Origin of the sequence: Acinetobacter sp. YH12098, assembly GCF_013419235.1 — a bacterium.
Classification (GTDB): domain Bacteria; phylum Pseudomonadota; class Gammaproteobacteria; order Pseudomonadales; family Moraxellaceae; genus Acinetobacter; species Acinetobacter amyesii.
In genome coordinates this window covers 81,844-106,858 of record NZ_VPAO01000001.1, presented here as the reverse complement: position 1 = coordinate 106,858, position 25,015 = coordinate 81,844, and the positions used below count along the sequence as shown (strand labels likewise).

The following is a 25,015-nucleotide window of genomic DNA, read 5'->3' as shown; positions in this document are numbered from 1 at the left end:
AGCGTAAGTATTAGAGTCACCCATGTAAGTGGGATTGAACGAATTAGATAGAAATGGGAATAAAGCTTTGAGCGATCTTTTTAAGAATGCCGTGTTGTGGCTGGTTATCCTAGGCGTGCTGGTTTTAATCTTCAGCAACGTCAGTGACCGCAATCAACCGACCGCGATGAACTATTCTGAGTTCGTGGCAGCCGTAAATGCGGGTCAGATTAAACAAGTCACCATTGATGGCGAAAGAATTCGTGGCGAAAAATCAAACGGTTCTGAGTTTGAAAGTATCCGTCCTGCGGTTCAAGATCCTGAACTTATGCCGAACCTGATCAAGAACAATGTTGTTGTTGAAGGTACAGCGCCACAGCGTCAAAGTATTTTGATGCAACTTCTGATTGCAAGTTTCCCTGTTCTTTTAATCATTCTGTTATTCATGTTCTTTATGCGCAACATGGGTGGTGGAGCTGGTGGTAAGAATGGCCCAATGAGTTTTGGTAAGTCAAAAGCAAAAATGCTGTCTGAAGACCAAATCAAAGTGACATTTACAGATGTTGCGGGCTGTGATGAAGCTAAACAAGAAGTTGTTGAAATCGTTGACTTCCTAAAAGATCCATCTAAGTTCAAACGACTTGGTGCAAGCATTCCGAAAGGCGTGCTCATGGTTGGTCCTCCGGGTACGGGTAAAACTTTACTTGCTAAAGCAATTGCGGGTGAAGCGAAAGTACCTTTCTTTAGTATTTCGGGTTCTGACTTTGTTGAAATGTTCGTAGGTGTGGGTGCGTCCCGTGTCCGTGACATGTTTGAACAAGCAAAGCGTCATGCGCCATGTATCATTTTCATCGATGAGATCGATGCCGTTGGTCGTCACCGTGGTTCAGGCACAGGTGGTGGTAATGATGAGCGTGAGCAAACATTAAACCAAATGTTGGTTGAGATGGATGGCTTTGAAGGCAACGAAGGTATTATCGTCATTGCTGCAACAAACCGTGCTGACGTATTGGATAAAGCTTTACTTCGTCCAGGTCGTTTTGACCGTCAAGTGATGGTGTCTCTACCAGATATTAAAGGTCGTGAGCAAATCCTGAATGTACATTTGAAAAAATTACCTTCTGTGACTGGTGTAGATGTCAAAGTCTTGGCGCGTGGTACACCGGGCTTCTCGGGTGCTCAATTGGCTAACCTTGTAAACGAAGCAGCACTGTTTGCTGCACGTCGTAACAAGAACACGGTCGATATGCATGACTTTGAAGATGCTAAAGACAAGCTTTACATGGGCCCTGAACGTAAATCGATGGTGATTCGTGAAGAAGAACGTCGTGCGACGGCTTATCATGAAGCAGGTCATGCGATTGTTGCTGAAATCTTGCCGGGTACAGACCCTGTGCATAAAGTGACAATTATGCCGCGTGGTTGGGCACTGGGTGTGACTTGGCAGTTGCCTGAACATGACCAAACCAGCCATTACAAAGACAAAATGTTGAATGAACTTTCAATTTTGTTTGGTGGTCGTATTGCAGAAGAAGTCTTCATTAACCAAATGTCGACTGGTGCTTCAAATGACTTTGAACGTGCAACGAAAATGGCACGTGCAATGGTTACTAAATACGGTATGTCCGATAAAATGGGCGTCATGGTTTACGAAGATGATTCACAGCAGTCATTCATGGGTGGTTTAGGAAGTCGTGTGATTTCTGAAGTAACCCAGCTTGAAGTTGACCGTGAAGTTCGCCGTATTTTAGATGAGCAATATAAAGTTGCTCGCGATATTCTTGAAAATAACAAAGATATCGCTCATGCCATGGTGAAAGCATTGCTTGAATGGGAAACCATTGATCGTGATCAAATCCGTGACATTATGGAAGGTCGTGAACCTCAACCACCAAAAGTGTACATCGCTGAAAATCCAGTGATTGATGTCACACCAACGGATGGTCCAGATGTTCCACCACCACTACCGTCATTGCCAAAAGCATAAAATTTTAAAACCACCTTCGGGTGGTTTTTTTATATGAAAATAAATGCATGTGAGCGAAATGCTGAGCAAACTTAGCGTTAAAATAAGCACAGCAAAATCTGGGATGTGTGATATGAAGTTGGTGTCTTTGCCTAATAAAATTTTAAACTGTGGTAATTTGCAATTAGATTTGTCAGAGCCACATGTGATGGGGATTTTAAATGTTACACCGGATTCTTTTAGTGATGGTGGTAAACACAATGGTAAAGACCAAGCAATAGCACATGCCTTACAAATGATTGCGGATGGGGCGACAGTGATTGATGTCGGTGGTGAGTCAACACGTCCGGGTGCATCCGTTGTTGAGGTTGAAGAAGAAATTCGACGGGTCGTACCCGTCGTTGATGCCTTATCCAAACACAATGTGGTGATTTCTATCGATACATCACAACCTGAGGTAATTGAGGCAGCGGTTCAGGCAGGTGCGCATATCTGGAATGATGTACGTGCATTAACTCGGCCGAATGCCTTAGACGCCGCTGCACAACTGGATATTCCCGTGATCATTATGCATATGCGCGGTGAACCTACTACGATGAATAATCTAGATCAGTATCAAGATGTCGTGGCTAATGTAATCGATGAATTAAAGCAACGTGTGCAAGATGCATTAGACGCCGGTGTGCGTGCAGAAAACATTATGATTGATCCGGGTTTTGGTTTTGCTAAAAATGCGCAGCAAAACTTAAAGCTTTTACAGCAATTCTATCAATTGAATAACATGGGCTATCCGATCCTGTCTGCATTATCTCGTAAGCGTTTTATCGGTGAGGCACTTGGCGGTGCAGATGCACAAAATCGCGCTATAGGCTCGGTTGCAGCGCATCTACTCAGCATTCAACAAGGTGCATGTATGGTTCGAGCACATGATGTTAAAGCAACGGTAGATGCGATACGTGTTTGGCAAGCCATGCAGAATGCAGACTGATTTGAAATTACTGAATCCCAATAAATTTGGTGAATTGTAGTATTTGTGTTATATAAGCGCCCTGAATGTTTTGTGATAGAGTTTCGTATGTTTGCAGATTTACTGCTACCCATGTTTGATGATGAATATTACCCAGATGTGTTGGTTGCAGAGGTGAAGTTATTGGTTGTTCAATTTGCGAAGAAAATTGCAAAAGCAGATTTAAGTTCAACTGATATCTACCATTTTGCCAATGAAACGGTTGCACAGCTCAATAAGATGAAACCTCAATTTGAAGATTTAGATTCGTCTTTGGATGATACGGCTGCAGATTATATTGCAGAAGCCATGATGATGGTGCTGCAAGATGAAGGCCATATGGAAATTGAAATGGAAGAGTTGGTTGCTAACCGAGAATGGTAATTGAACTTTAAAAAAAGCCCTGTAGTGACAGGGCTTTTTTGTGACTAGAGTTTTAAAAAGTCATTGAGCATTGTCTAAAAAATCTTTAAAAGATGATTTGATCGATGCTGATAGTTTCTGTTCTTCTTGCATGGCTTATAAGTGTAGTGTGTAGAAAAACGTTTGATGCACTTTTTGTTTTAAGGATTGTTGATAAGACCAAAATGCCAGTTGGCGAAACTTTTGTAGTTTTACCCGTTCAATGGCGCTGCTTTCAGGTTTATAAAATAATTCAGTAAATACACATAAAAACAGACTGAAAAAAAGTCCGCAGAGACTGATGAGGTTTAATACATCTGTTTGTAGATACTTAAAGTTTATAGCGAGGATAAGTGTTAATCCGCCAAGGAGATATAGTTGTATTTGCAGGCGTTAAACTGCGGACTTGCTGCTAAAACGTGCTTGATAATGTGCATACCAGACATAGCAATAGATCAAAGGAAGAATAATCAATATACCCAGATTAAACGCCATGTTTGGGTCGTGAATTGAAAATGTCGTCGAAAACATCTGGCCAAGTACAGCGCTGCCAAGAGAGATTAAAAGTATCAGGCAAAAGCTAAAGATTAAAACGGGTGCAGTGGGCGTGAGATTGATGATTTTAAAATGCGCAAACAGCAGCCGTTGATAAAAGGCATCGGGATGCTTGAGTTGTAGTGCAGGGAGATCAAAATCTGAAGATATTGGCATTGAATAATAATAGATTTATAAATTTTAGGCATAAAAAAACCAGCAAATTGCTGGATCTTTTATTGCACCAATCTTAGAAGTATAAGAATGGTGCCCGAGGCCAGACTCGAACTGGCACGCTTTGTGGGCGGGGGATTTTAAATCCCCTGTGTCTACCGATTTCACCACTCGGGCATGTGCGCAATAATAGAGGACGAAATGAAGCTTGGCAAGTGTATTTGATGGTGTTTGTTTTAAAATCAATCAATTCATGCATATAAGTTGAAAATATTCAAAAATAGCGATGTATTGAATGACTTTTTGAGCAGTGAATTAAAGTTTTTTTCACTACGCCAAAGTCGACTTATTTCATTAACTCATCAAGATAATGTTCAACATTTTGGTGCTTTAGCTTTTTACACAGCTGATTTTCCTGGTGCAGCATTTGTATGTGTAAATTTTGGAAATGGGTAAAGCGCTCAGATAACTGTTTATGATTTGCTTGATTTGGATTGCTGAGTGTTAAACGTAATTTTGCTTTAAGCATTTGTTTATACGACCAATAAGCAATACGACGTGTCTCTTGCAGAAAATAGTATTCTTGGGTATTACTTCCACCTTTGAATAGATTTTCTTTATAAAAACGCACAAAGCCGAAACTCATGGCGAAAAAGAACAATACAGATTGAACGAAGGTGCTTTGTAAAAAGGCGATATTGAGTAATTGTAATAAAATCACGATCGCAAGTCTGAACGGCGTATTCTTCAAACTTTGATACAGGGACATTGAACTGTGTTTGATTTGCTTGATGACTAAGGGCACAACCAGCATGAAAAACAGCATAATACTCAGTACAGCAATACCATGAGCTCGAAACTCACTCATATCAGGAAAATACAGTTGCACTGCATGACCAATACTCATGCTCAAAGAAATAAAAATCATCGCCGCCAAAACCCAAGGAATAAGTTCTTTGAGTTCGTCTAAAATGCCTTGAGTTTTCAGTTGGCTATAAAATAAATAATTATGTTTAAAGGCTGCTGGATATTGCTGTTTCAGTTGTTGAAGGTAAAGCGCAGCCTGTTTCTTTTGAGCCATATTGTGACGTTAGTATTAAAGCGTGAAAGTAATATAGTTGATTTCGATATTTTTGACAGAATTTTTTTTCTAAATCATGTTGTATATCTGAACATTATAAGAGAAAACGCAATTTCTATAGTGAAGGTCGCAGTTTTCACGCTGCTTTTATGCGAAAATACATACTTATTGAATATTAAGTTTTTATAGGCAGTTTATGACTGATCATTCTCCTGAAATATTAAGCGATATCGAAATTTTAGACATTCTTCAGTCGATGAAATCAGATGTTTTAAATACTGAAGCAAATGAAGTGATTCGTAGTGGGGGAAAAGCTGGTCGTCAAGAAGCACACAAACAAGCTTTGGTGAAATTAAATCAAGCATTTGAAGATAAATTTGTTGAAGCTGTGACTTTAGCTTTAGGCTTAAATGAAGGCCAAAGTAAAAAAATCCGCTACAAAAAAGACCGTATCCGTATTTTGAAAGTTCGTGGTATCGATTATTTAGCGATTGATGGTGCTGAAACTGCACAAGTATTGTCGCAAGTTGCACAAGCGATTGTACGTGAAGACGCAACGGTGACTCATGACCTGCATAACATTTTTCCATTTTGGAAAGAAGGCTGGCCAATGGTTCAATTCGACAATGTTTATAAAATTTTAGAAGATGACATTCGTATTCATTATGAAGCAGTTCTAGAAGCATTAATTTCAAAGCATTAATCACTACAAATGAACCTGTGAGTGTAAAACACTGGCTAGTTCAGTATTGTTAAGCATAAAAAAGCACCTGATGGTGCTTTTTTATCTTTAAAATTTTAAGTTAAGCTCGAATAAAAGGGAAACATTCCAAAGATCAGACCTGCTGCTAACATGACAAAACACGTGATTACAGCCCAGATAATGGTAAATTTCTGATGTTGTCCAAACTCGATCCCTGCAAGTCCACAGAGTAAATAGGTCGATGGGACAAGTGGAGAGAGTAGGTGTACAGGTTGCCCTACGATGGAGGCACGTGCCATTTCTACAGGTGCAATTCCATAATGAGCGGCAGCATCGGAAAGAATTGGCAAAACCCCAAAATAGAAAGCATCATTCGACATAAAGAAAGTTATCGGCATACTGATGACAGCGGTAATCGGTGCTAAATAGGGACCCATACTTTCAGGGATAATTGCCACAAGTTGTTTGGACATGGCTTCTACCATGCCTGTTCCAGCTAAAATTCCGGTAAAAATACCTGCAGCAAAAATAATACCGACCACGTTTAAAGCACTACCTGCATGATGTGCGATTAACTTTTTCTGCAAGTCGACATTTTTGTAGTTGACGACTAGCGCAATACATAAAGCCACCATGAATAAAATAGGCATAGGTAAAATACTAAAAACCAGACAAATCATCAGAACGACGGTTAACAGTGCATTAAACCAACGTAGATCTGCGCGGTTGGCTTCTGGATTATCTGAGATTTGAATGTTTTCACCATGGCTGATATCCAATTGGACAATTCCTAGACGCTTTCTTTCCATGCGACCATACATCGTTCCTAAGAAGTACAACCAGCCGATGGCAAATAACATCGGTAAAACCATCGGAACAAATACATCACTTGGGTCGACATGAAGCGCGCTGGCGGCGCGGGCAGTAGGCCCACCCCAAGGTGTAAGATTCATAATTCCACTAGAGAGCATAATCAAACATGCCATAATCAATGGGCTCATACCTAAGCGCTTATAGAGTGGCAGCATGGCCGCAACACAGATCATATATGTTGTAGAACCATCTCCATCCAAAGAGACAATTAACGTCAGGGTAATGGTTCCAAGAACGACTTTTAAGGGATCACCTTTGACCATTTTTAAGATAAATTTCACCGAAGGGTCGAACAAACCTGTATCAATCATGATGGCAAAATACAGAATCGCAAAAAGCAGCATGATGCCAGTCGGTGCAAGTTTTTTTACACCTTCTATCATCATTTCGCCAATTTCATTTATTTGTATGTGTGACAAGCTGTCAAAATAAAAACCAAGTAACCACGCAATCAAGGCAATAAGTAGGGGAATTAAAGTCAGTGCGACAAGTGGGCTTAAGCGTTTCGACATGATCAAATACATAAAGCACAAGATCATGCCTAAACCGAGTACGGTTAACATGGTTCATTCCTTTGAAATATAAAGCTGTTTTTAAATCCAAGGGCAGAGCATAAAGATAAATTTCATCAGTCAAAACAAAGGTGAGAAAATGTGAAATACATCACTATTTTAATGAAAAATAGTCATTAATAATGAAGGTATTAAGGAAGGGAGATTTTTCGATTTATTTTAATTTTTATTCAAAAAATGTGGTCTGTTTACATATATTCAACATCAGTAGAGAACTGTAAGTGCTGTGCAGATACAGTTTGATCACAACAAGTACGCTTATGCAAAAATAGACAGTAGCGTCCGAATCGGCCAACTAAAAAATCGGAACCAAAATATTAAGGGATTATAAAAAAACAGACCAAAACGCATGGTTTCGTCATATTGTTGTCGACCGCGTTCATAGGGATAAGGCGTTAAAAACCACGCAGTGGCGATCAGTGTAACACCGAGCAATAGAAATAAAGGTTGTGGATGAGCTTTAAAAAAATAATAGATCAGATAAGCCCCAGTATAAAAACTAAAGCAAGTCAAAATCGCTTTAAGTGAAAAAGACATCTTCGTATTCCATCGTATTTATATTTTATTGTTTTAGAAAAAAAAGAATCGAATTAATCCGATTCTTCTGGTGTATCTAGTTCAGTTTCAGCCTGTTGTAAGCGGGTCACTAATAATTGGTCAATTTTAAAGTGGTCTACATCCACAACTTCAAATTTGTAGCCATGATAGGTGACAAAGTCCGCTGGACGTGGAATTTTACGCAGTTTAAACATCATAAAGCCCGCAAGGGTTTCATAGTTTTCTTCATCGGGCATTTCATCTAAAGCGAGGGCATGCTTTAAATCTTCGATTGGTGTACTGCCATCGATAAGCCAAGAATCCGCATCACGTTTAATAATTTGTTGTTCTGCTTCAATCGGTGTTACCCAGTCGCCCATCACGGTAATCATAATGTCGGAGAGGGTAATAACGCCGACAACCAACGCATATTCGTTAATTACTACGGCAAATTTTTCTTTGGTTGAACGGAAACGATCGAGTAATTCGGACAGTGTTAAAGTATCTGGAATCGTGAGGACATTACGAATGGTATTTTCGTTGAGCTGTAAAAGTGACTGATTGTTCAGGATACGAACCAAAATATCTTTAGCATCTACATAACCAATCACGTCATCAATATTTTCACTACAGACCAAAAACTTCGAATACGGAAATTCTGCGAGTTTTTGACGAATACTGGCTTCTGATTCTTTTAGGGTAAAGTACACCACATTTTCACGTGTAGTCATACTTGAAGGGACATTACGTTCTTCCAGTTCAAATACGTTTTCAATAAAGTGGTGTTCTTGCTTTTGTAGTACACCAGCTTGAGCACCGGCATCCATCACGGCTGAAATATCGTCAAAGGTAATATTGTCATCACGTGTTGTATTCACTTTGAATAAACGAAACAACAAATTGGCAATGGCATTAATCACCCATGCCATTGGTTTACACACTTTAATGAAGATTTGAATCGGGTCTACAACAGCAACGGCGATTTTTTCAGGTGCGATCATCGCCAAACGTTTTGGCATCAAATCAGCAAATAGAATGAATAAGGAGGTGACTAAAGTAAACGACAGGGTGAATCCTATGGTTTCAGTCCACGGGCCCTGATAAAAACGAGTGACTAAGCTAATGAAGTAAGGACGAAAAGCACCTTCACCCAAAATACCGCCAAGAATTGCCACAGCATTTAAGCCAATTTGTGATGCGGCGAAAAAGTCTGCTGAGTTGGCTTGTAAGTCAAGCACACGTTGTGCACGTGAATCTCCAGATTCAGCCAAAATTTTAAGTTTTACTTTTCGTGCACCCGCAAGGGCAATTTCTGTTAATGAAAGAAAACCCGCACCGACGATCAGGAGAATAATAATGACAATATTTTGGAAAAGGCTCACGAATACACCTGTTTGTGATTCATTCTATTTTTCTGTATTTCTAACACAAAAATGGTCAAGGTAGTAGTCTTAACTACTACCTATATAGTGACAGTATACGTTTGAATTAATAAGGAATTAAAGAATTAATTACTGATACTGTGAAAACTGAGAGTTATTCATTAAGTATTCGCGGTTTTCTTCTTCAATCATTTGACGTGCAACATACAATATAAGTTGACGTAACCAGCGATGAGCAGGGTGATGATGAAGTAATGGACACCAAGCCATTTTTAATTCAAATTCAGGAATATAGAATGGTGGATCGCGAAGTAATAGGTTTTGACTTTTGGCTTGAAGGCGAGCGATACGGCTTGGCAGAGTCGCAACCAAATCAACATTCGAGGCCAATAAGCCAGGCATTTGATAATGACGAGTAAAAACTGAAATTTTACGTTTTTGGCCAATACGTTCTAGAGCCTGATCAATCCAACCTAGACCCGCTTGTTTTTCAGGATTGACACCAAAACCGACACCCATACCTGTTTTAGATACCCAAATGTGTTGTGCATCTAGATAGCTTTTCAGGTTTAAATTATTTGCAGCAGGGTGCTTGGCATTTAAAAGGCATGAAAAACTGTCACGCCAGACCAAAACTTGGTGGAAACTTTGCGGAATTTCATTAAAGCGGTTAATCGCCAAGTCGACTTTACCTTGTTCCATATCTCGATAAGACACATCACTAGGCGTTAAAAAATCGAGAACCACATTGGGTGCTTCTGAGCGCAAAGCTTTTACTAGGCGCGGCACCAGTGTTGCTTCAGCATAATCTGAAGTCATGATGCGGAAGACACGATTTGAGGTGTAAGGTCGGAACTCGGTACGAGGTTCCAAAATCATCGAAAGGTCAGAGAGAGCATCACGGATACGTGGCTGTAATTCAAGCGCACGTTCTGTAGGTGTCATACCTTCTGAAGAACGAATAAGAAGTGGATCATTAAATAAGTTGCGTAAACGACGTAAAATATTACTCATCGCAGGCTGAGTTACACCCAGTTGCTCGGCAGCACGAGTCACGTTTTTTTCACGAAGAAGTACATCAAGATAAATTAATAGATTGAGATCGACCCGCTCCAGATTCATAAAATAAATACCGACAATAAAATCATGAAATTTATCTGATTATGCCATAACTACTAAGGCTTGTGTAAAAAATGGATGAAAAAATGACGTGTACTTTTGTACTAAAATTCGGCAGTTTTAAGACAAATTTGCTGAAGTGCCAGCACATATTTCTTAAATACTTATTATCTGTTTAGACCGATATTTTTAAGTGAGTGAAATAAAAATACGGAGCAATTTTGTTTATGCGATGTGATGTTCATAAAACAAAAAAATTAGATGAAATATCTCATTTACATGATCATTTGAAGACAGAATAACCAAGTATTTAGCTTGGTGAATTTGGGCAAAAATGGCGTAAAAAATGCTGTTTTTTTTAAAAGTGAATGCTCAGTCGACTTAAGTCTAATGAAGAATAATTCATCAAAATGTTTGAAAAATAGACAAAAAAATTAGCAAAATATTTTAATAAAAGTATTTAAATACAAATACTTATAAATGTTGGTTAATTATTATAATACGACTTTAATCTACATATTTTTTAAATAAATACTGAAAATTAATGCAGAATATTGGATTAATTTTTTTAGTCAATCTACTCTGTGTCTATCGCAACGAAGTGTTCTAAATCTGAACAATCATTCGAGGGTATGATTTTAGCCTTACGTTGCAGAAAAATCCTAATATTATTACAGGAACATATCATGTCTACATACTTAACAGCGATTGATGCAATCCGTGAATTAAAAGCAAAATTCGGAAGCACTTGGCGCGATATTAGCCCAGAAGATGCTGCACGTATGCAAATGCAAAACCGTTTCAAAACTGGTTTAGACATTGCGAAATATACAGCTGCTATTATGCGTCGTGATATGGCTGCTTATGATGCTGATTCTAGCAAATACACTCAATCATTAGGTTGCTGGCACGGTTTCATCGCACAACAAAAAATGATTGCGAACAAAAAATACTTCGGTACAACTGAACGTCGCTATATCTACCTTTCAGGTTGGATGGTTGCAGCTCTTCGTTCAGAATTCGGTCCACTTCCTGACCAATCTATGCACGAAAAAACTTCAGTACCTGCATTGATCGAAGAAATCTACACTTTCCTACGTCAAGCTGACGCGAAAGAATTAAACGACTTGTTCCGTGCGCTTAAAAAAGCAAACGAAGCTGGTGATACTGCTAAAGCTGCTGAAATCACTGCTCAAATCGACGGTTTCCAAACTCACGTTGTGCCAATTATTGCTGACATCGACGCTGGTTTCGGTAACGAAGAAGCGACTTACTTACTAGCTAAGAAAATGATCGAAGCGGGTGCTTGTGCACTTCAAATCGAAAACCAGGTATCTGACGCTAAACAATGTGGTCACCAAGCTGGTAAAGTTACAGTTCCACACGAAGACTTCATCGCGAAAATCCACGCTCTTCGCTATGCATTCTTAGAAATGGGTCTTGATGACGGTATCATCGTTGCTCGTACTGACTCTGAAGGCGCTGACTTGACTCAAAAAATCCCAGTGGTTAAAGAGCCAGGCGACATCGCTTCTCAATACATCAGCTACTTAGACACAACTGAAATTGACATTTCAGAAGCTCAAGAAGACGAAATCCTAATCAAGCGTAACGGTAAACTTCACCGTCCAAAACGTCTTGCTTCTGGCTTGTACCAGTTCCGTCCAGACACGCAAATTGACCGCGTTGTACTTGACTGTGTATCTAGCCTTCAAAATGGTGCTGACCTTCTTTGGATCGAAACTGCGACTCCAAACGTTGAAGAAATCGCTCACATGGTTAACCGTGTTAAAGAAACAGTTCCAAATGCGAAACTTGTTTATAACAACTCGCCTTCATTCAACTGGACTTTAAACTTCCGTCAACAAGCTTACGACCGTTGGGTTGCTGAAGGTAAAGACGTTTCTGCTTACGACCGTGCTAAACTAATGAGCGCTGAATACGATAACTCTGAATTAGCTGCTGAAGCTGACGAAAAAGTTCGTACGTTCCAAGCTGATGCTTCTCGTGAAGCGGGCGTGTTCCATCACTTGATCACACTTCCGACTTACCATACAGCTGCTCTTTCTACTCACGAGCTTGCTCAAGGTTACTTCGGCGACCAAGGTATGCTTGCTTATGTAGCTGGCGTTCAACGTAAAGAAATCCGCGGTACGATTTCTTGTGTTAAACACCAAGCAATGGCTGGTTCTGACATCGGTGACGACCACAAAGAAATCTTCGCTGGTGACAACGCGCTTAAAGCGGGTGACGATGCGAAAAACACAATGAACCAATTCGCTGCTCACTAAGCATTGAACTGATTCGAAAAAAAGCCCAGCGAAAGCTGGGTTTTTTTATGGCTTTAAAATCTTCTTAAATCCATTTATTAAAGTGTGTCGATATAAAAAAGCAGGGCATAACCCTGCAAATAGAGTGAGACAGCCTTTATTTAAGGCAAAAGGATAATTAACCAAGTAAAAAAAATAATTGCTAAAGCGACAAATTGAGCTGCACTTCCCATATCTTTGGCAATTTTAGAAAGTGGATGCTTGTCTAAAGATACCCGGTCGACAACGGCTTCAATGGCAGAATTGAATAACTCAACAATCAAGGCAAATAAACACACCACCACCATAAGCGCATGTTCAGCACGACTGACATCGAGAAAACAACTGGTAGGAATAAGCACCATATTCATCCAGACAATTTGTCGAAATGCTGCTTCATTTTGATAAGCAGCTTTGAATCCATCGAGGGAATATTGCGTTGCATTTAAAATTCGTTTAAGTCCAGATTTACCTTTAAACGGGGAAATTTCACTCATAGTACTGTACAGACGTATAGATTTAAAAACTGGCGAAAATATAGCATGCCAAGCTTAAAGTTTTCTTGCATTCAGTTTTTATTTTATGAGGCCTAAACGTTTAGGATGATTTACATAAGCCTATATCAAGTTAGTGCTATGTTTATCCAGTATTGGACTTAAAATTTGCCTGAATTTCAGGCACAATACAGGCGTTTAAAATTTTTAATTTTGAAGCCTTTGCTTCATTGCATGAAATAATAAAAGTGATATAGGTCAACAATGAAAAACTTTAGTTTTGCTGTGCTTGCAGCAACACTTTTAACCAGCCAGTTTGTCAGTGCAGAGCCGGCAGTTATTCAAACGGAAATCAAATCGAATGTGACACAGCCCATGGGATTTTATCCTTTCCAAGTGGGTGCATATAAAGTCATCGCTTTAAAAGATGGGACACTCGAATTAAGTCCTGATTTGTTTAAACAAAATTTAACTCCAGAAGAAGTTAGTGCTTTATTCCAAAAGCTTACAGTTGATCAGAGCAAAGGCATACAAACCAGTGTCAATGCCTACCTGATTGATGATGGACAAGGCGGCATCAGTCTTGTCGATAGTGGTGCAGCCAGTTGTTTTGGGCCTAATTTAGGTTCTATTGCACAAAATATTGAAGCAGCTGGCTATAAGCTTAATCGTGTACGCAGTGTATTCTTAACCCATTTACATCCAGATCATGCATGTGGCATTGCGAAACAAGGCAAGGCCGTGTTTCCAAATGCAACGGTTTACGTCAATGAACAAGAAAGTCAGTATTGGTTAAGTGAAAACACCGTTGACACTTTAGCTGCCGAAAAACGTGACGGTTATTTAGCAACTGTTGCAAAAATTAAAGCTGCGATTGCGCCTTATCAGACCATGCGGAGTTTTAAGACCTTTAGCGTTGGTTCGGTGATTAATGGTTTAGAGGTTTTACCGAGTGTTGGACATACACCGGGGCATTATTCTTTTATCTTAAAATCACAAGCTAAAAGTTTTGCTATCCTCGGCGATGTGGTTCATTCCTATCATTTACAGTTTGAACAACCCAAGTTATCTGTCGATTTTGATGTCGATCCGGTCAAAGCCAGTGAAACTCGTTTAGCAATTTTTAAACGTTTTGCTCAAGAGCAAACCTTCGTTGCATTTGCACATTTACCATTTCCGGGTATTGGTAAAATTAGTGAAATGAATGATGGTCAGTTCCGTTGGAACCCGCTAAATTTAGCTCCGACAGCTCCGACAGCTCCGACAGCTCCGACAGCTCCGACAGCTCCGACAGCTCCGACAGCTCCGACAGCTCCGACAGCTCCGACAGCTCCGACAGCTCCGACAGCTCCGACAGCTCCGACAGCTCCGACGGCTCCGACAGCTCCGACAGCTCCGACAGCTCCGACAGCTCCAGCACCTCAGCCAGTGGCAACGCAGTCAGCCGCAGAATATTTGGCAAACCCGCTTTAAGGTTTCCATTGAACAATAAAAAAGACGCCTCGGCGTCTTTTTTCATTTTAGGAAAATTAGGGCTTTTGCAGTTGCGTTAAGGTTTTACGTGCCAGTCCTGGATCATCGGCAAATACACCATCTACACCAGCTTTATAGAAGTTTTCAAATTCTTTAGCCGCACCTGTATCACAACGTTCGGTCGCCACTGAGTTACATTTTAAATAGTCAGGTAAAAAACCATTTTCAGGTCTGAGTGTATAAGGATGGACTTTCAAACCAGCAGCATGGGCATCTTTGACAAAACTGGTTTGTTTAAATTCAGTGTTTGAAAAAATATAGGTTTTACTTGGACCTACACCATCTGCATATTTTGCCACTGATTTTAGGCCATCTGCAGTGGCTAAACTTGCATAATTTTGAGGTGAGTTTTGTTGCTGTAAGTCACCCGGTATGGCAGTTGGGCTATCTAATAATTGAATAATTTTGCCATGTTTGAGGGTTTTCTTTTGCGTGAGTTGATCACGTAAGTATTTAAGATTGGTGGTTTCAAAAGACTGTAAATATACAGGCGCGATATCACGTGTATAACTGTATTTGGCAAGCGTTGTGAGTAAGCGATCTTCCATGGCTAGATTTTGCTGTTGGAAAAATGTGGGATGCTTGGTTTCAATATATAAACCAACAATTTTTCCAGTTTTTTTATAATGAGCTTCGGCAAGTTCAATGATTTGTTCGAGCGTTGGGATGCTGTATTGATCATTATATTGAGTGTTATTAGGGCGATATTGAGCAATACGCTCACGTGCTTTTACATTTTGAGTCAGTTCATTCAAATTAAAGTCTTCCGTAAACCATCCTGTATAGTCGATACCATCGATTTTTTTGGTGGTTTTTCGATCCTCAAATTGTGACAGCGTACTAATATTGGTTGTCCCTGAAATTTCACTTTCATGGCGCGCAACCAGATAGCCATCCTTGGTTGGCACTAAATCGGGTTCGATAAAATCCGCACCATCATCAATCGCTTTTTGATATGCGGCAAGAGTATGCTCAGGTCGCAAAGCACTGGCACCACGATGCCCAACAATGACAAAACCTGTATCAGGCAAAATAGGGGGCTTGGTGACATGGGTTTTATCGTCATCCGAATTACATGCAGATAAACCAAAAACGCTAAAAAGGAGCAGTGAAGACACGCCCCATGAGGATTTGACTTTGCTTGTTATGGCTAGATTTAACTGTTTTGTTAATTGTTTTTGCATGGCTGCCTCGGCATCTTTTTATTTAAATGAATGAAGTTGCAGGCATACATTGCAGGGCAGTGGCTAAGACTTCATGACAGAGGCGGTTTTGTCACATAAATTTACTAAAATAGCTGAAGTGGAGGCTCTCCATATTTTCTACATATTTCGCTTCAAGCAAGGTTTTTATGTAGTCTAGGCTTGTAATCAAGCACATTGTGATTGATTATCAATAAGATTTTTTGAAAAAATCAATCAACACATTTTATTTCATTAATTGAAAAGTGACATGGACTGATGCTGTCTAAGTTTTTTATTTATCGACCGATTTTTGCAGGTGTCTTGGCGATCATCGTCATGGCGCTCGGGCTATTTGCTGTGCTCAATTTACCGGTAGAGCGCTATCCAGATATTGCACCACCACGAATTACGGTCAGTGCAAGTTATAGCGGTGCGTCAGCAGAAACAGTCGAGGAAAGTGTCACACAAGTTCTTGAGCAACAAATTAAAGGAATTGATCACCTTTTATATTTTAGTTCAAGCAGCGACTCTTCAGGTCGAAGCCGGATCAGCATCAGTTTTGAAAATGGCACTGACCCAGATACCGCTCAAGTACAAGTACAAAATGCCATAAATGGAGTAATCAATCGGCTGCCTGAAGATGTGCAGCGCCAAGGGGTAAATGTCTATAAATCTTTGGGTGATACCCATATGGTTATCGGCCTCTATGATGAGACTGGCAAGAGTTCGAATATCGAACTTGGTGACTATATGATGACTCATCTAGAACAGGACATTGCTCGAATTGAGGGTATTGGTGAAGTCGATGTTTTTGGTTCGCAATTTGCCATGCGCATTTGGCTCAACCCACTGAAGTTAAAGCAATATAGCCTTATGCCCAGTGATATCCGTGCGGCTGTTGAATCACAAAATACGCAGGTTGCAGCCGGAGCCGTAGGTGAATTGCCGAGTGTATCGGATCAATATCTCAATACAAAAGTCACTTCAGGTTCACGTTTAAAGTCAGTTGAAGAATTTGAAAATATTATTGTCAAATCTGCACGAGATGGCAGTTTTGTCTATTTAAAAGACGTTGCACGTGTTGAATTGGGTGCGGAAAATTATTCAGGAGTTAATACCATTAACGGGTATCCATCTTCAGGGATGGGGATATCATTGGCTTCTGGGGCAAATGCACTTGAAACCTCAGCCTTAATTAAGCAAGAAATTGAACAGTTAGCGAAGCAATTACCTGCCGGTTATAAAATCGTTTATCCACGGGATAACACGCCATTTGTACAAGAATCGATTAAAGAAGTGGTGAAAACATTATTTGAAGCCGTTTTACTGGTGGTTTTGGTGATGTTTATCTTCTTACAAAATTGGCGAGCAACGCTGATACCTGCGATTACGGTGCCTGTGGTGATTCTTGGGACTTTAGCGATTTTATATGCTTTGGGCATGACCATTAACACACTCACATTGTTTGCATTGGTACTGGCCATCGGTCTGTTGGTCGATGATGCGATTGTTGTGGTGGAAAACGTCGAACGTTTAATGCATGAACAACAGTTAACAGCAAAACAAGCGGCCATCGAGTCGATGCATGAAATTAGCGGGGCATTAATCGGGATTACTTTGGTATTGACCGCTGTATTTATTCCCATGGCGTTCTTTGGTGGCTCAACGGGCGTGATCTATAGACAATTTTCCATCACACTCGTGGCTGCAATGGGCTTGTCACTGATGGTTGCGCTGATTTTAACCCCTGCATTATGTGCCTTAATTTTAAAACCCAATCCGAAACCACAGCGCTGGGCGATTTGGTTTAATACCAAATTAGAGACTTTAAAAACCAAATATCTAGCACTTGCACAAGCCACGGTTCGTTATCGCTTATGGACGGTGGTTTTGTTTGCGGGGCTCATTACGGTATTTGCTTTGTTTTATCGTGCTTTGCCGACCAGTTTTATTCCTAGTGAAGACCAGGGCATTTTGAGTGTGCAACTTAAATTACAAGAAGGTGCACCGATGTCGAAAAGTCGTGAGATCGGTGAACAAATTCGGCAGTACTTTTTGACTGAAGAAAAGCAAAATATTGATTTGGTGATGATTCGTTATGGACGAAATTTTTCTGGTACGGGTCAAAACTTAGGGCAAGGCTTTATTGCACTGAAGCATTGGGATGAACGTTCAGGACAATACAATTCAGCGCAAGCGATTCGTGAACGTGCTATGAAACATTTTAAAAAGTTCAACAATGCACAAATCAATGTCAGCATGCCGTCTTCAGTCAGCGGTCTTGGGCAAACCGATGGTCTGGAGTTTTGGCTGCGAGATATGAATGGTGAGGGTCGTGCTTATCTCGATGAGCAATTTAAAAGCCTGCAAGAGAAATCCGCACAATTCAGTAGTTTCGAAAATTTAGACAAACGCTCTAACCCAGACAAAGCTGAACTGAAAGTTGATATTGATCAAAAACAAGCGATGGCCTTGGGGTTAACTCAAAATGCGATTAATAGCACCATAAGTAGCGCATGGGGCGGTAGCTATATCAACGATTTTATCGACCGTGGGCGCATTAAACGCGTCATGATGCAGGCAGATGCCGAATTCCGTTCTAAACCAGAAGATTTAGCTTATTGGCATGTACGTAATGACCAAAATGAAATGATTCCATTTAGTAATTTTTCAACCATTCGTTGGAGTGGTGGTCCAGAAGTCGTCAATCGCTTTATGGGGTATACCGCGTTACAAATGGAAGCGGATACAGCCAAAAATATCTCAAGTGGACAAGCCATGCAGGATGTGAAAGCCTTAGTCGATCAGGTGCCTGGTGTGGACGTGGCATGGAGTGGTTTATCCTTTGAAGAGCAAAAATCAAGTCATCAAGCGATTTGGCTGTATTTGGTCTCGATTGGATTTATTTTCCTTTGTCTTGCCGCCCTATATGAAAGTTGGAGCATTCCAACCGCAGTCATGAGTGCGATTCCACTCGGGATTGGCGGTAATATTTTGTTTAGCTACATGACTGGTTTTCCAAATGACATCTACTTCCAAATTGCCTTGCTGACGACCATTGGTCTGTCCTGTAAAAATGCGATCTTGATTGTAGAGTTTGCAGCGATGGCACAAGAAAAAGGCAAACATGTGATCGATGCTGCAATGGAAGGCGCAGCACTACGTTTACGTCCTATTTTGATGACCTCTTTGGCTTTTGGTGCAGGGGTGGTTCCTTTAGTTCTAGCTTTTGGTGCAGATGCAGCCAGTCGTCAAGAGATTGGAGTGAGCGTACTCGGTGGGGTGATATTCGGTACAGTCTTGGTGCTGATTTTTATTCCGTTTATGTATGTGATGGTCCGTTCTATTTTTAAAATCAAACCGGTGTCTGAAACTTTGAAATAATCCTCGCACAGCGTATCGCTCCACTAAAAGCCACCGTTAAAGCCTGAGTACTTCGCGGTGGCTTTTTTATGTCGCCAAATTTATGTCACCAAGCTTTCGACAGGGAATAGTCACAGAGAATTTTCGCAAAGTACGTTCACCGAGAACATATTGAAGAGATTTGAAACTCTTCCTTTTATCCTTCAAAATGTGCTCTACATAGAAAGATTAAAATAAGAGTGAGTTGAATGGCGGATTTAATACAAAGACAGCGTGAAATTTCCGCTTTGCTGCAACAACAAAATTATGCAGCGGCAGTACAAGCTTTACAGCCTCTGAACTACGCTGATCAGGCCCGTTTAATTCAGCAATTTCCAATTGAAGATCAAATCGAGTTACTTTCAGGTTTAGACCATCAAGGCTTGGTATTTGAGTTTTTCCCTTTTGAGTCACAGCGACAGCTGATTTCACGTTATCCACTGCGTCTACAAATTGAACTATTTGATGATATGCATTCTGATGATGCAACGGACTTATATAAAAGTTTAACTGATGCAGAACAAGATCGGATTTATCAACAACTTGATCAAGATACCCAAGAGCATCTAAAGGCGTTATCTGCATATGCAGAAGAGTCTGCAGGTGCAATCATGAGTTCAGACTATGTCAGTATGCCTGCTGACTTTACCATGCAACAAGCTATAGAGGCCTTACGCCATGAACCGCATGACCGTGAAACCCTGTATTTAATTTATGTCACCAATGATCAGTCTCAATTAGAAGGGGTGATTTCACTGCGGCAAATTTTGCAGGCCGATCGTGATGCACGGATTCAACAGGTGATGACCAAAGATGTGGTGACCGGCTGGATAGATGAAGATCAAGAAAGCATTGCGCGAAAATTGGCAGAATATGATTTTATGGCCTTGCCGATTGTGGATCATGCTCAGCGTTTGATGGGGATTGTCACCTATGATGATGCGATGGATGTGGTACAGGCTGAAACCACTGAAGACTTTTTAAAAGCCAGTGCGGTGAGTACCGAACCAGGTATGAGCATTAATAAAGCACCGATTTTAAAGTTGTATCAAAAGCGGGTGTTCTGGTTGGTGATATTGGTCTTTGGCAGCTTATTGTCCGGATTAGGCATTTCATATTATGAAGACATCATTGCCGCACATATCGTCTTGGTTTTTTTCTTACCCTTACTGGTCGGAAGTGGAGGCAATGCAGGTTCACAGTCTGCGACTTTAATGGTGCGAGCGCTTGCCACAGGGGATGTAAAAATTCGAGATTGGTTTTATTTGTTGGGACGGGAGACGCTCGTCGCACTTTGCCTCGGCGGAACCATGGCCATTGCTGTATCGATTTTAGGCTACTACCGTGGTGATGCAACCGTCGCTTTAGTCTTGGCTTTAAGTATGATGGGCATCGTATTGCTCGGTTGTTTAATTGGGATGAGTTTGCCCTTTATACTCAACAAGTTAAAGCTCGATCCTGCAAGTGCATCTGCACCATTGGTAACCTCGATTTGTGATGCGACCGGCGTGGTGGTGTATTTGATGATTGCATCGCAATTGCTTAATTTATAGAGATTAGCATTTTGCTACAGATTGAAGACTTCTAATATGTTTTAATCTCAGTGATTTACACGGTTTTTATTGGATAAAACATGACTGAACCATTAAAACAAAAAATGTCAAAGCAAGAAGTCATTCGTCTTGAACGCGATCTCGCAAAGTTTGCCAATATGATGGACTCGGTGGTTCGAATTCCATTTACCCGACAAGGGGTAGGTGCAGATGCAGCGTTGAGTACCATTCCCGTAGCTGGTGATATCGCAGGATTCGTCTTGACCTGCTATGCCGTCTATAAAGCCAAACAGGTTGGCGTACCACCAGCCAAATTAAATGGTGTGATGAAACTCGCGGTTATGGATGCTGTCGTGGGGTTTATTCCTGTTGCAGGGACGATCTTCGATGTATTTATTCGACCGAGCCGTAAAGCTTTAGATATCGTACACACGCATATTCGTGAAGAATATCAAATCAGTACAGACCAACATGTGGTACATCCGTTTTTACATGAAAAATTAGAAGAGAAACAACAGCAATCGGCTTTTTGGCGCAACCCTGTGATTGCATGGTTATGGATCCATATCCCAGATATACTCGGGATGATTTTCTTATTGGTGTTTATCTTTGCAATTTATATGGGCGGTTCATTGCTTTGGCAATGGTTAAAGGCCAATGGGGTATTGTAGAGAGAAATGCACTGTTGCTTGAGCGCGATCAATGAAAGGCTATTCAACTGAAAAGTGATTGATAAAACGGTAAACGCTCTGAGAAAAATTAGACTCAATAAAAAAGCCTCCATAGGGAGGCTTTTTTACGACTTACATCAGATGCTGAATTATGGGCAATCTAATTGTTGTAAAGCCGCAACACGTTGTTCAATCGTTGGGTGTGTTTGGAACAATGCAGCTAAGCTGAAACCTTGTTCTTGACCCGCAGAAATAGCAAAGGCTTTCATTTCTTTTGGCATTTGATCTGGCATTTCAGATTCTGCTTGTAAACGTAATAGGGCAGAAATCATCGCTTGTTTACCTGCTAGACGCGCACCAGCTTCATCGGCACGGTATTCACGGTAGCGAGAGAACCACATCACAATGGCAGACGCTGCGATACCAAAGACAATATCTAATACAATCGTAATGACGAAATATGCGATACCCGGTGCTTCACCATCTTCACGACCGAAGACATTACGGTCGATAAAGTCACCTGCTACACGTGCAAAGAACATGACAAAGGCGTTGACTACACCTTGCACCAAAGCAAGGGTCACCATGTCACCATTGGCTACGTGACCAATTTCGTGAGCGAGTACGGCACGCAGTTCATCTTTGTTCATACGCTCCAATAGACCGGTAGAAACCGCCACTAAAGCATCATTTTTGTTCCAGCCTGTTGCAAAGGCATTAGACTGGTACGATGGGAAAATACCCACTTCTGGCATTTTGATACCAGAACGTTGTGCCAGTTGCGCAACTTCGTTGAGTAACCATGCTTCAGCTTGGCTACGTGGTGCATTAGGGTCAATCAGCTCTGTACCCGTGGTTTTTTTCGCCATCCATTTTGACATGAATAGTGAGATCATCGAACCCACCATACCGAACACAAAACAGATAACGAGCAAGTTGCCTAAGTTTAAGCCGCCTGCACCGTGGTAACTACCGACACCGAAGAGTGACAAGATTATGCCAGCTACAACCAGTACCGCGAGGTTGGTCAGCAAGAACAAACCAATCCGCATCATTGGGTAAATCCTCTTATTATAGAAAAATGATCTGATTTACAAATAAAAATCATTAAACTCAATATGAGGTGAAAGTCTTAAAATTTCAAGGAAAAATTAGTAAAACAGATGCAATTTTACAAAATCAGTGATTTTATTCATTGAAATAAATGCGCGCTGAGGCAGAAGCATTTGCTGTCGCAAATGAACCTGAAGGTGCATCGGTAAAACTACCATTGTCCGTTTGAATAATTTGACGTGCTGGAGACTTGGCTACAGTAGGGGCCGCGGCATGATAATTGTCCGAACTGGCAATAATCCGACCACTATTTGAACTACTCGAACCCGAGACACTTAAACTACCAGCATATAGGTTGCTGTAGCGGCTAGTGACACGGCGGACATAGTCTTGAGTTTCACGAAAAGGAGGGATGCCACCATATTTTGCGACATTGCCTTCACCTGCGTTATAACCTGCTAAGGCAAGTGAGGTGTTACCATTAAAACGTTTCAGCAGCCAAGATAAATAGCGCGCACCAGCCATAATGTTCTGATGTGGATCATAGGCATTTGATACATTGAAGCGACGTGCAGTAGCAGGCATGAGTTGCATTAAACCTTGCGCACCGACAGGCGAGCGTGCATTGGTGTTAAAACCTGATTCGGTATGCATCACCGCTTTGATTAGACCTTCGGATACACCATGCTGGGCCGCGGCTTGTTTAATAATATTGTCAAAGGCATTTTTATTACGGCTATAACTTGGTAACACAGACGCTTCATTTGAGCCCCAGTTACTATAACTATGGATATTACTGTCCGGATAGTAGGTTTTTTTCTCGACTTTCAGATTGCTATAGCGGCCTTGTTTATTGGTTAGTAGCGTTGTGCCGTTACTTTCACGTAATTGATAGATCGTTTGGCCGGCAAAAATGCTCGGTGCAGCTAAACTGATAGCCACACTTCCACTTAATAACAGCCCCAAAGTCCAAGTATTGTTTTTCATTTTATTGTGAAGAAAAAAATTCTGTCCCCAAACAGTTAAAATAGAGTTTATCAAAAAAAAATCAGATGAAAAGGCTTCGAGGGCTGATTTCTTCTTTACTTTGTAAAAATCAAGTCATTTTGATGATTCAATAATCAAAAAAAATATTTATTTTTTTTTAATGAGCATAACTTGACACATCTAAAGCATTGATAAGTAAGGGATAATAAATTGATCAAAAAATGATCAATTTAAATAGAAGCCTTAAAATAAGGGCAGCTCACCTTGTCAAGTCATTTAAAATCCACAAAGTTATCCACAGCTTTTGTGGACAACTGTGGAAAAGTCCAAAAGATAAGCGTTTAGCCTAAAAAATGAACTCGACCGTATAAAATAATGCGCTGAGGATGACGTGATCATGACAGTATTTTTACTTTTTTCGGAAATTACATTCTTTTGATGCGAGAAGTCTGCGAATCGGATAAAATTGCGCGGTATTTTTTTTTAGGTTTAACTCGTCTATGTTCTCGCCAGTTGAGTCCGAACAAGGATTTAATTTCAAACCAGAACTACCAACTAGCTCTGCGTATTATCGTTTATTGAAAAAGCTACGCCGTCAGGTCGGTCATGCCATTCGTGATTTTAAAATGATCGAAGAGGGCGACAAGGTGATGGTCTGTATTTCAGGCGGTAAAGACAGTTATACCTTGCTCGACATTTTGTTGCAGTTTAAGCGTATTGCACCGATTAATTTTGATGTGGTTGCGGTCAACCTTGACCAAAAACAACCGGGTTTCCCTGAAGACGTATTGCCACGTTATTTAGAAGAAAACAAAATTCCGTATTACATCTTAGAAAAAGATACCTACAGTATTACCAAACGTTTAACCCCAGAAGGTAAAACGTATTGTGCAGTATGCTCACGTTTACGTCGTGGTTCGTTATACGGCTTTGCTCAAGAAATTGGGGCGACGAAAGTGGCTTTAGGTCATCATCGTGATGATATTTTGGCGACGTTCTTCTTGAACTTGTTCCATGGCGGCAGCTTAAAAGCCATGCCACCGAAATTATTGTCTTCTGACAAAAAGAACATTTTGATTCGTCCACTGGCTTATGTGGAAGAAAAAGACATCATCAAATATGCAGAAATGCGTAAGTTCCCAATTATCCCATGTAATTTGTGTGGTTCTCAGGAAAACTTACAGCGTGCAATGTTAAATGACATGCTGCGTACTTGGGATAAAGAATTTCCAAAACGTTTACACAGTATTTTTGGTGCATTGCAAAATGTATCGCCTTCACAACTGGCTGACCGTGAGTTATTCGACTTTGAAGCCTTGGATGAACAACGCGAATTTGACTTCAAAAATAGCGAAAGTTGTTCAACTGAAGAAGGTGAGCCTGAAAGCAAACGCATTAATATGGTGAACTTAGGGTTTATGGCAGATTAAGCCGAAAACTTCATCACGCAAAAGGCATTCTACGGAATGCCTTTTTTATGCTTATGATTTTTCTCATTTTG

Annotated in this window: 18 protein-coding genes, 1 tRNA gene and 2 pseudogenes; 11 read left to right on the top strand and 10 right to left on the bottom strand. The window is 40.6% G+C overall.

Features of this window, described 5'->3' with window-relative positions; all coding sequences use genetic code 11:
- The first annotated feature begins 67 nt into the window (after positions 1–67).
- The 3 genes from ftsH (at position 68) to FTU38_RS00480 (ending at position 3,335) form a co-directional block, all read left to right on the top strand.
- Entirely contained in the window at positions 68–1,966 is a 1,899-nt protein-coding gene (ftsH, locus tag FTU38_RS00490; RefSeq protein ID WP_218954680.1) for an ATP-dependent zinc metalloprotease FtsH, read from the top strand.
- Between the two features lie 112 nt (positions 1,967–2,078).
- Entirely contained in the window at positions 2,079–2,933 is an 855-nt protein-coding gene (gene folP / locus FTU38_RS00485) for a dihydropteroate synthase (RefSeq protein ID WP_218945812.1), read from the top strand.
- Between the two features lie 87 nt (positions 2,934–3,020).
- Positions 3,021–3,335, top strand: a complete 315-nt coding sequence (locus tag FTU38_RS00480) for a DUF5713 family protein (protein WP_180063202.1) — start codon at positions 3,021–3,023, stop codon at positions 3,333–3,335.
- An 817-nt stretch (positions 3,336–4,152) separates the two neighbouring features.
- On the opposite strand, the gene FTU38_RS00475 is transcribed toward FTU38_RS00480, so the two are convergent.
- Together FTU38_RS00475 and FTU38_RS00470 are read right to left on the bottom strand one after the other, a co-directional pair.
- Positions 4,153–4,238: transfer RNA gene (locus FTU38_RS00475), tRNA-Leu, on the bottom strand.
- Positions 4,239–4,407: 169 nt separating this feature from the next.
- The gene (locus FTU38_RS00470; RefSeq protein WP_180110365.1) at positions 4,408–5,142 is read right to left on the bottom strand and encodes a hypothetical protein; all 735 of its coding nucleotides are present in this window, start codon (positions 5,140–5,142) and stop codon (positions 4,408–4,410) included.
- Positions 5,143–5,338: 196 nt separating this feature from the next.
- On the opposite strand from FTU38_RS00470, the gene FTU38_RS00465 reads away from it, so the two are divergent.
- The gene (locus FTU38_RS00465; protein ID WP_180110364.1) at positions 5,339–5,845 is read left to right on the top strand and encodes a hypothetical protein; all 507 of its coding nucleotides are present in this window, start codon (positions 5,339–5,341) and stop codon (positions 5,843–5,845) included.
- 95 nt (positions 5,846–5,940) lie between these two features.
- Here the strand turns inward: FTU38_RS00465 and FTU38_RS00460 are convergent, their stop codons facing one another.
- From FTU38_RS00460 to FTU38_RS00445, 4 genes are all read right to left on the bottom strand, one after another.
- Positions 5,941–7,281: a CitMHS family transporter gene (locus FTU38_RS00460; protein ID WP_180110363.1), complete on the bottom strand. Its 1,341-nt coding sequence runs from the start codon at positions 7,279–7,281 to the stop codon at positions 5,941–5,943.
- A 267-nt stretch (positions 7,282–7,548) separates the two neighbouring features.
- Complete coding sequence (locus FTU38_RS00455) at positions 7,549–7,827, bottom strand: hypothetical protein (RefSeq protein WP_180026970.1); 279 nt, start codon at positions 7,825–7,827, stop codon at positions 7,549–7,551.
- A gap of 53 nt (positions 7,828–7,880) precedes the next feature.
- Complete coding sequence (locus FTU38_RS00450) at positions 7,881–9,209, bottom strand: hemolysin family protein (protein WP_078192153.1); 1,329 nt, start codon at positions 9,207–9,209, stop codon at positions 7,881–7,883.
- 129 nt (positions 9,210–9,338) lie between these two features.
- On the bottom strand, positions 9,339–10,331 hold the full coding sequence (locus tag FTU38_RS00445) for a LysR family transcriptional regulator (RefSeq protein ID WP_078191331.1): 993 nt from the start codon (positions 10,329–10,331) through the stop codon (positions 9,339–9,341).
- A gap of 683 nt (positions 10,332–11,014) precedes the next feature.
- Between FTU38_RS00445 and FTU38_RS00440 the strand changes: the two genes are divergently transcribed.
- Positions 11,015–12,619 carry an isocitrate lyase gene (locus FTU38_RS00440; protein ID WP_168378085.1) on the top strand — a complete coding sequence of 535 codons (1,605 nt, stop codon included), beginning with the start codon at positions 11,015–11,017 and terminating at the stop codon, positions 12,617–12,619.
- Positions 12,620–12,759: 140 nt separating this feature from the next.
- Here the strand turns inward: FTU38_RS00440 and FTU38_RS00435 are convergent, their stop codons facing one another.
- Entirely contained in the window at positions 12,760–13,134 is a 375-nt protein-coding gene (locus FTU38_RS00435; protein ID WP_078191329.1) for a diacylglycerol kinase, read from the bottom strand.
- Positions 13,135–13,395: 261 nt separating this feature from the next.
- Between FTU38_RS00435 and FTU38_RS16780 the strand changes: the two are divergent.
- Both FTU38_RS16780 and FTU38_RS16990 read left to right on the top strand, forming a co-directional pair.
- Positions 13,396–14,286: pseudogene (locus FTU38_RS16780) on the top strand (MBL fold metallo-hydrolase); the annotation flags it as partial.
- A gap of 90 nt (positions 14,287–14,376) precedes the next feature.
- Positions 14,377–14,514 (top strand): annotated as a pseudogene (locus FTU38_RS16990) (hypothetical protein); the annotation flags it as partial.
- A 146-nt stretch (positions 14,515–14,660) separates the two neighbouring features.
- On the opposite strand, the gene FTU38_RS00420 reads toward FTU38_RS16990, so the two are convergent.
- Complete coding sequence (locus tag FTU38_RS00420; RefSeq protein ID WP_180003382.1) at positions 14,661–15,848, bottom strand: glycerophosphodiester phosphodiesterase family protein; 1,188 nt, start codon at positions 15,846–15,848, stop codon at positions 14,661–14,663.
- Between the two features lie 276 nt (positions 15,849–16,124).
- Between FTU38_RS00420 and FTU38_RS00415 the strand changes: the two genes are divergently transcribed.
- From FTU38_RS00415 to FTU38_RS00405, 3 genes are all read left to right on the top strand, one after another.
- Positions 16,125–19,232 (top strand): multidrug efflux RND transporter permease subunit, encoded by a 3,108-nt coding sequence (locus tag FTU38_RS00415; RefSeq protein ID WP_180003380.1) that lies wholly within the window; start codon positions 16,125–16,127, stop codon positions 19,230–19,232.
- Between the two features lie 227 nt (positions 19,233–19,459).
- A complete protein-coding gene (gene mgtE, locus FTU38_RS00410; protein ID WP_180003379.1) occupies positions 19,460–20,803 on the top strand; it encodes a magnesium transporter in 1,344 nt (447 codons plus the stop codon).
- Between the two features lie 80 nt (positions 20,804–20,883).
- Positions 20,884–21,474, top strand: coding sequence for a DUF4112 domain-containing protein (locus FTU38_RS00405; protein ID WP_180003377.1), 591 nt, complete (start codon positions 20,884–20,886; stop codon positions 21,472–21,474).
- Positions 21,475–21,623: 149 nt separating this feature from the next.
- Here FTU38_RS00405 and htpX read toward each other — a convergent pair whose 3' ends face one another.
- The gene (htpX, locus tag FTU38_RS00400; RefSeq protein WP_078190437.1) at positions 21,624–22,529 is read right to left on the bottom strand and encodes a protease HtpX; all 906 of its coding nucleotides are present in this window, start codon (positions 22,527–22,529) and stop codon (positions 21,624–21,626) included.
- 133 nt (positions 22,530–22,662) lie between these two features.
- Positions 22,663–23,514: a lytic transglycosylase domain-containing protein gene (locus FTU38_RS00395; RefSeq protein WP_180003375.1), complete on the bottom strand. Its 852-nt coding sequence runs from the start codon at positions 23,512–23,514 to the stop codon at positions 22,663–22,665.
- A 500-nt stretch (positions 23,515–24,014) separates the two neighbouring features.
- On the opposite strand from FTU38_RS00395, the gene ttcA reads away from it, so the two are divergent.
- On the top strand, positions 24,015–24,944 hold the full coding sequence (ttcA, locus tag FTU38_RS00390) for a tRNA 2-thiocytidine(32) synthetase TtcA (RefSeq protein WP_078190435.1): 930 nt from the start codon (positions 24,015–24,017) through the stop codon (positions 24,942–24,944).
- Positions 24,945–25,015: the final 71 nt, after the last annotated feature.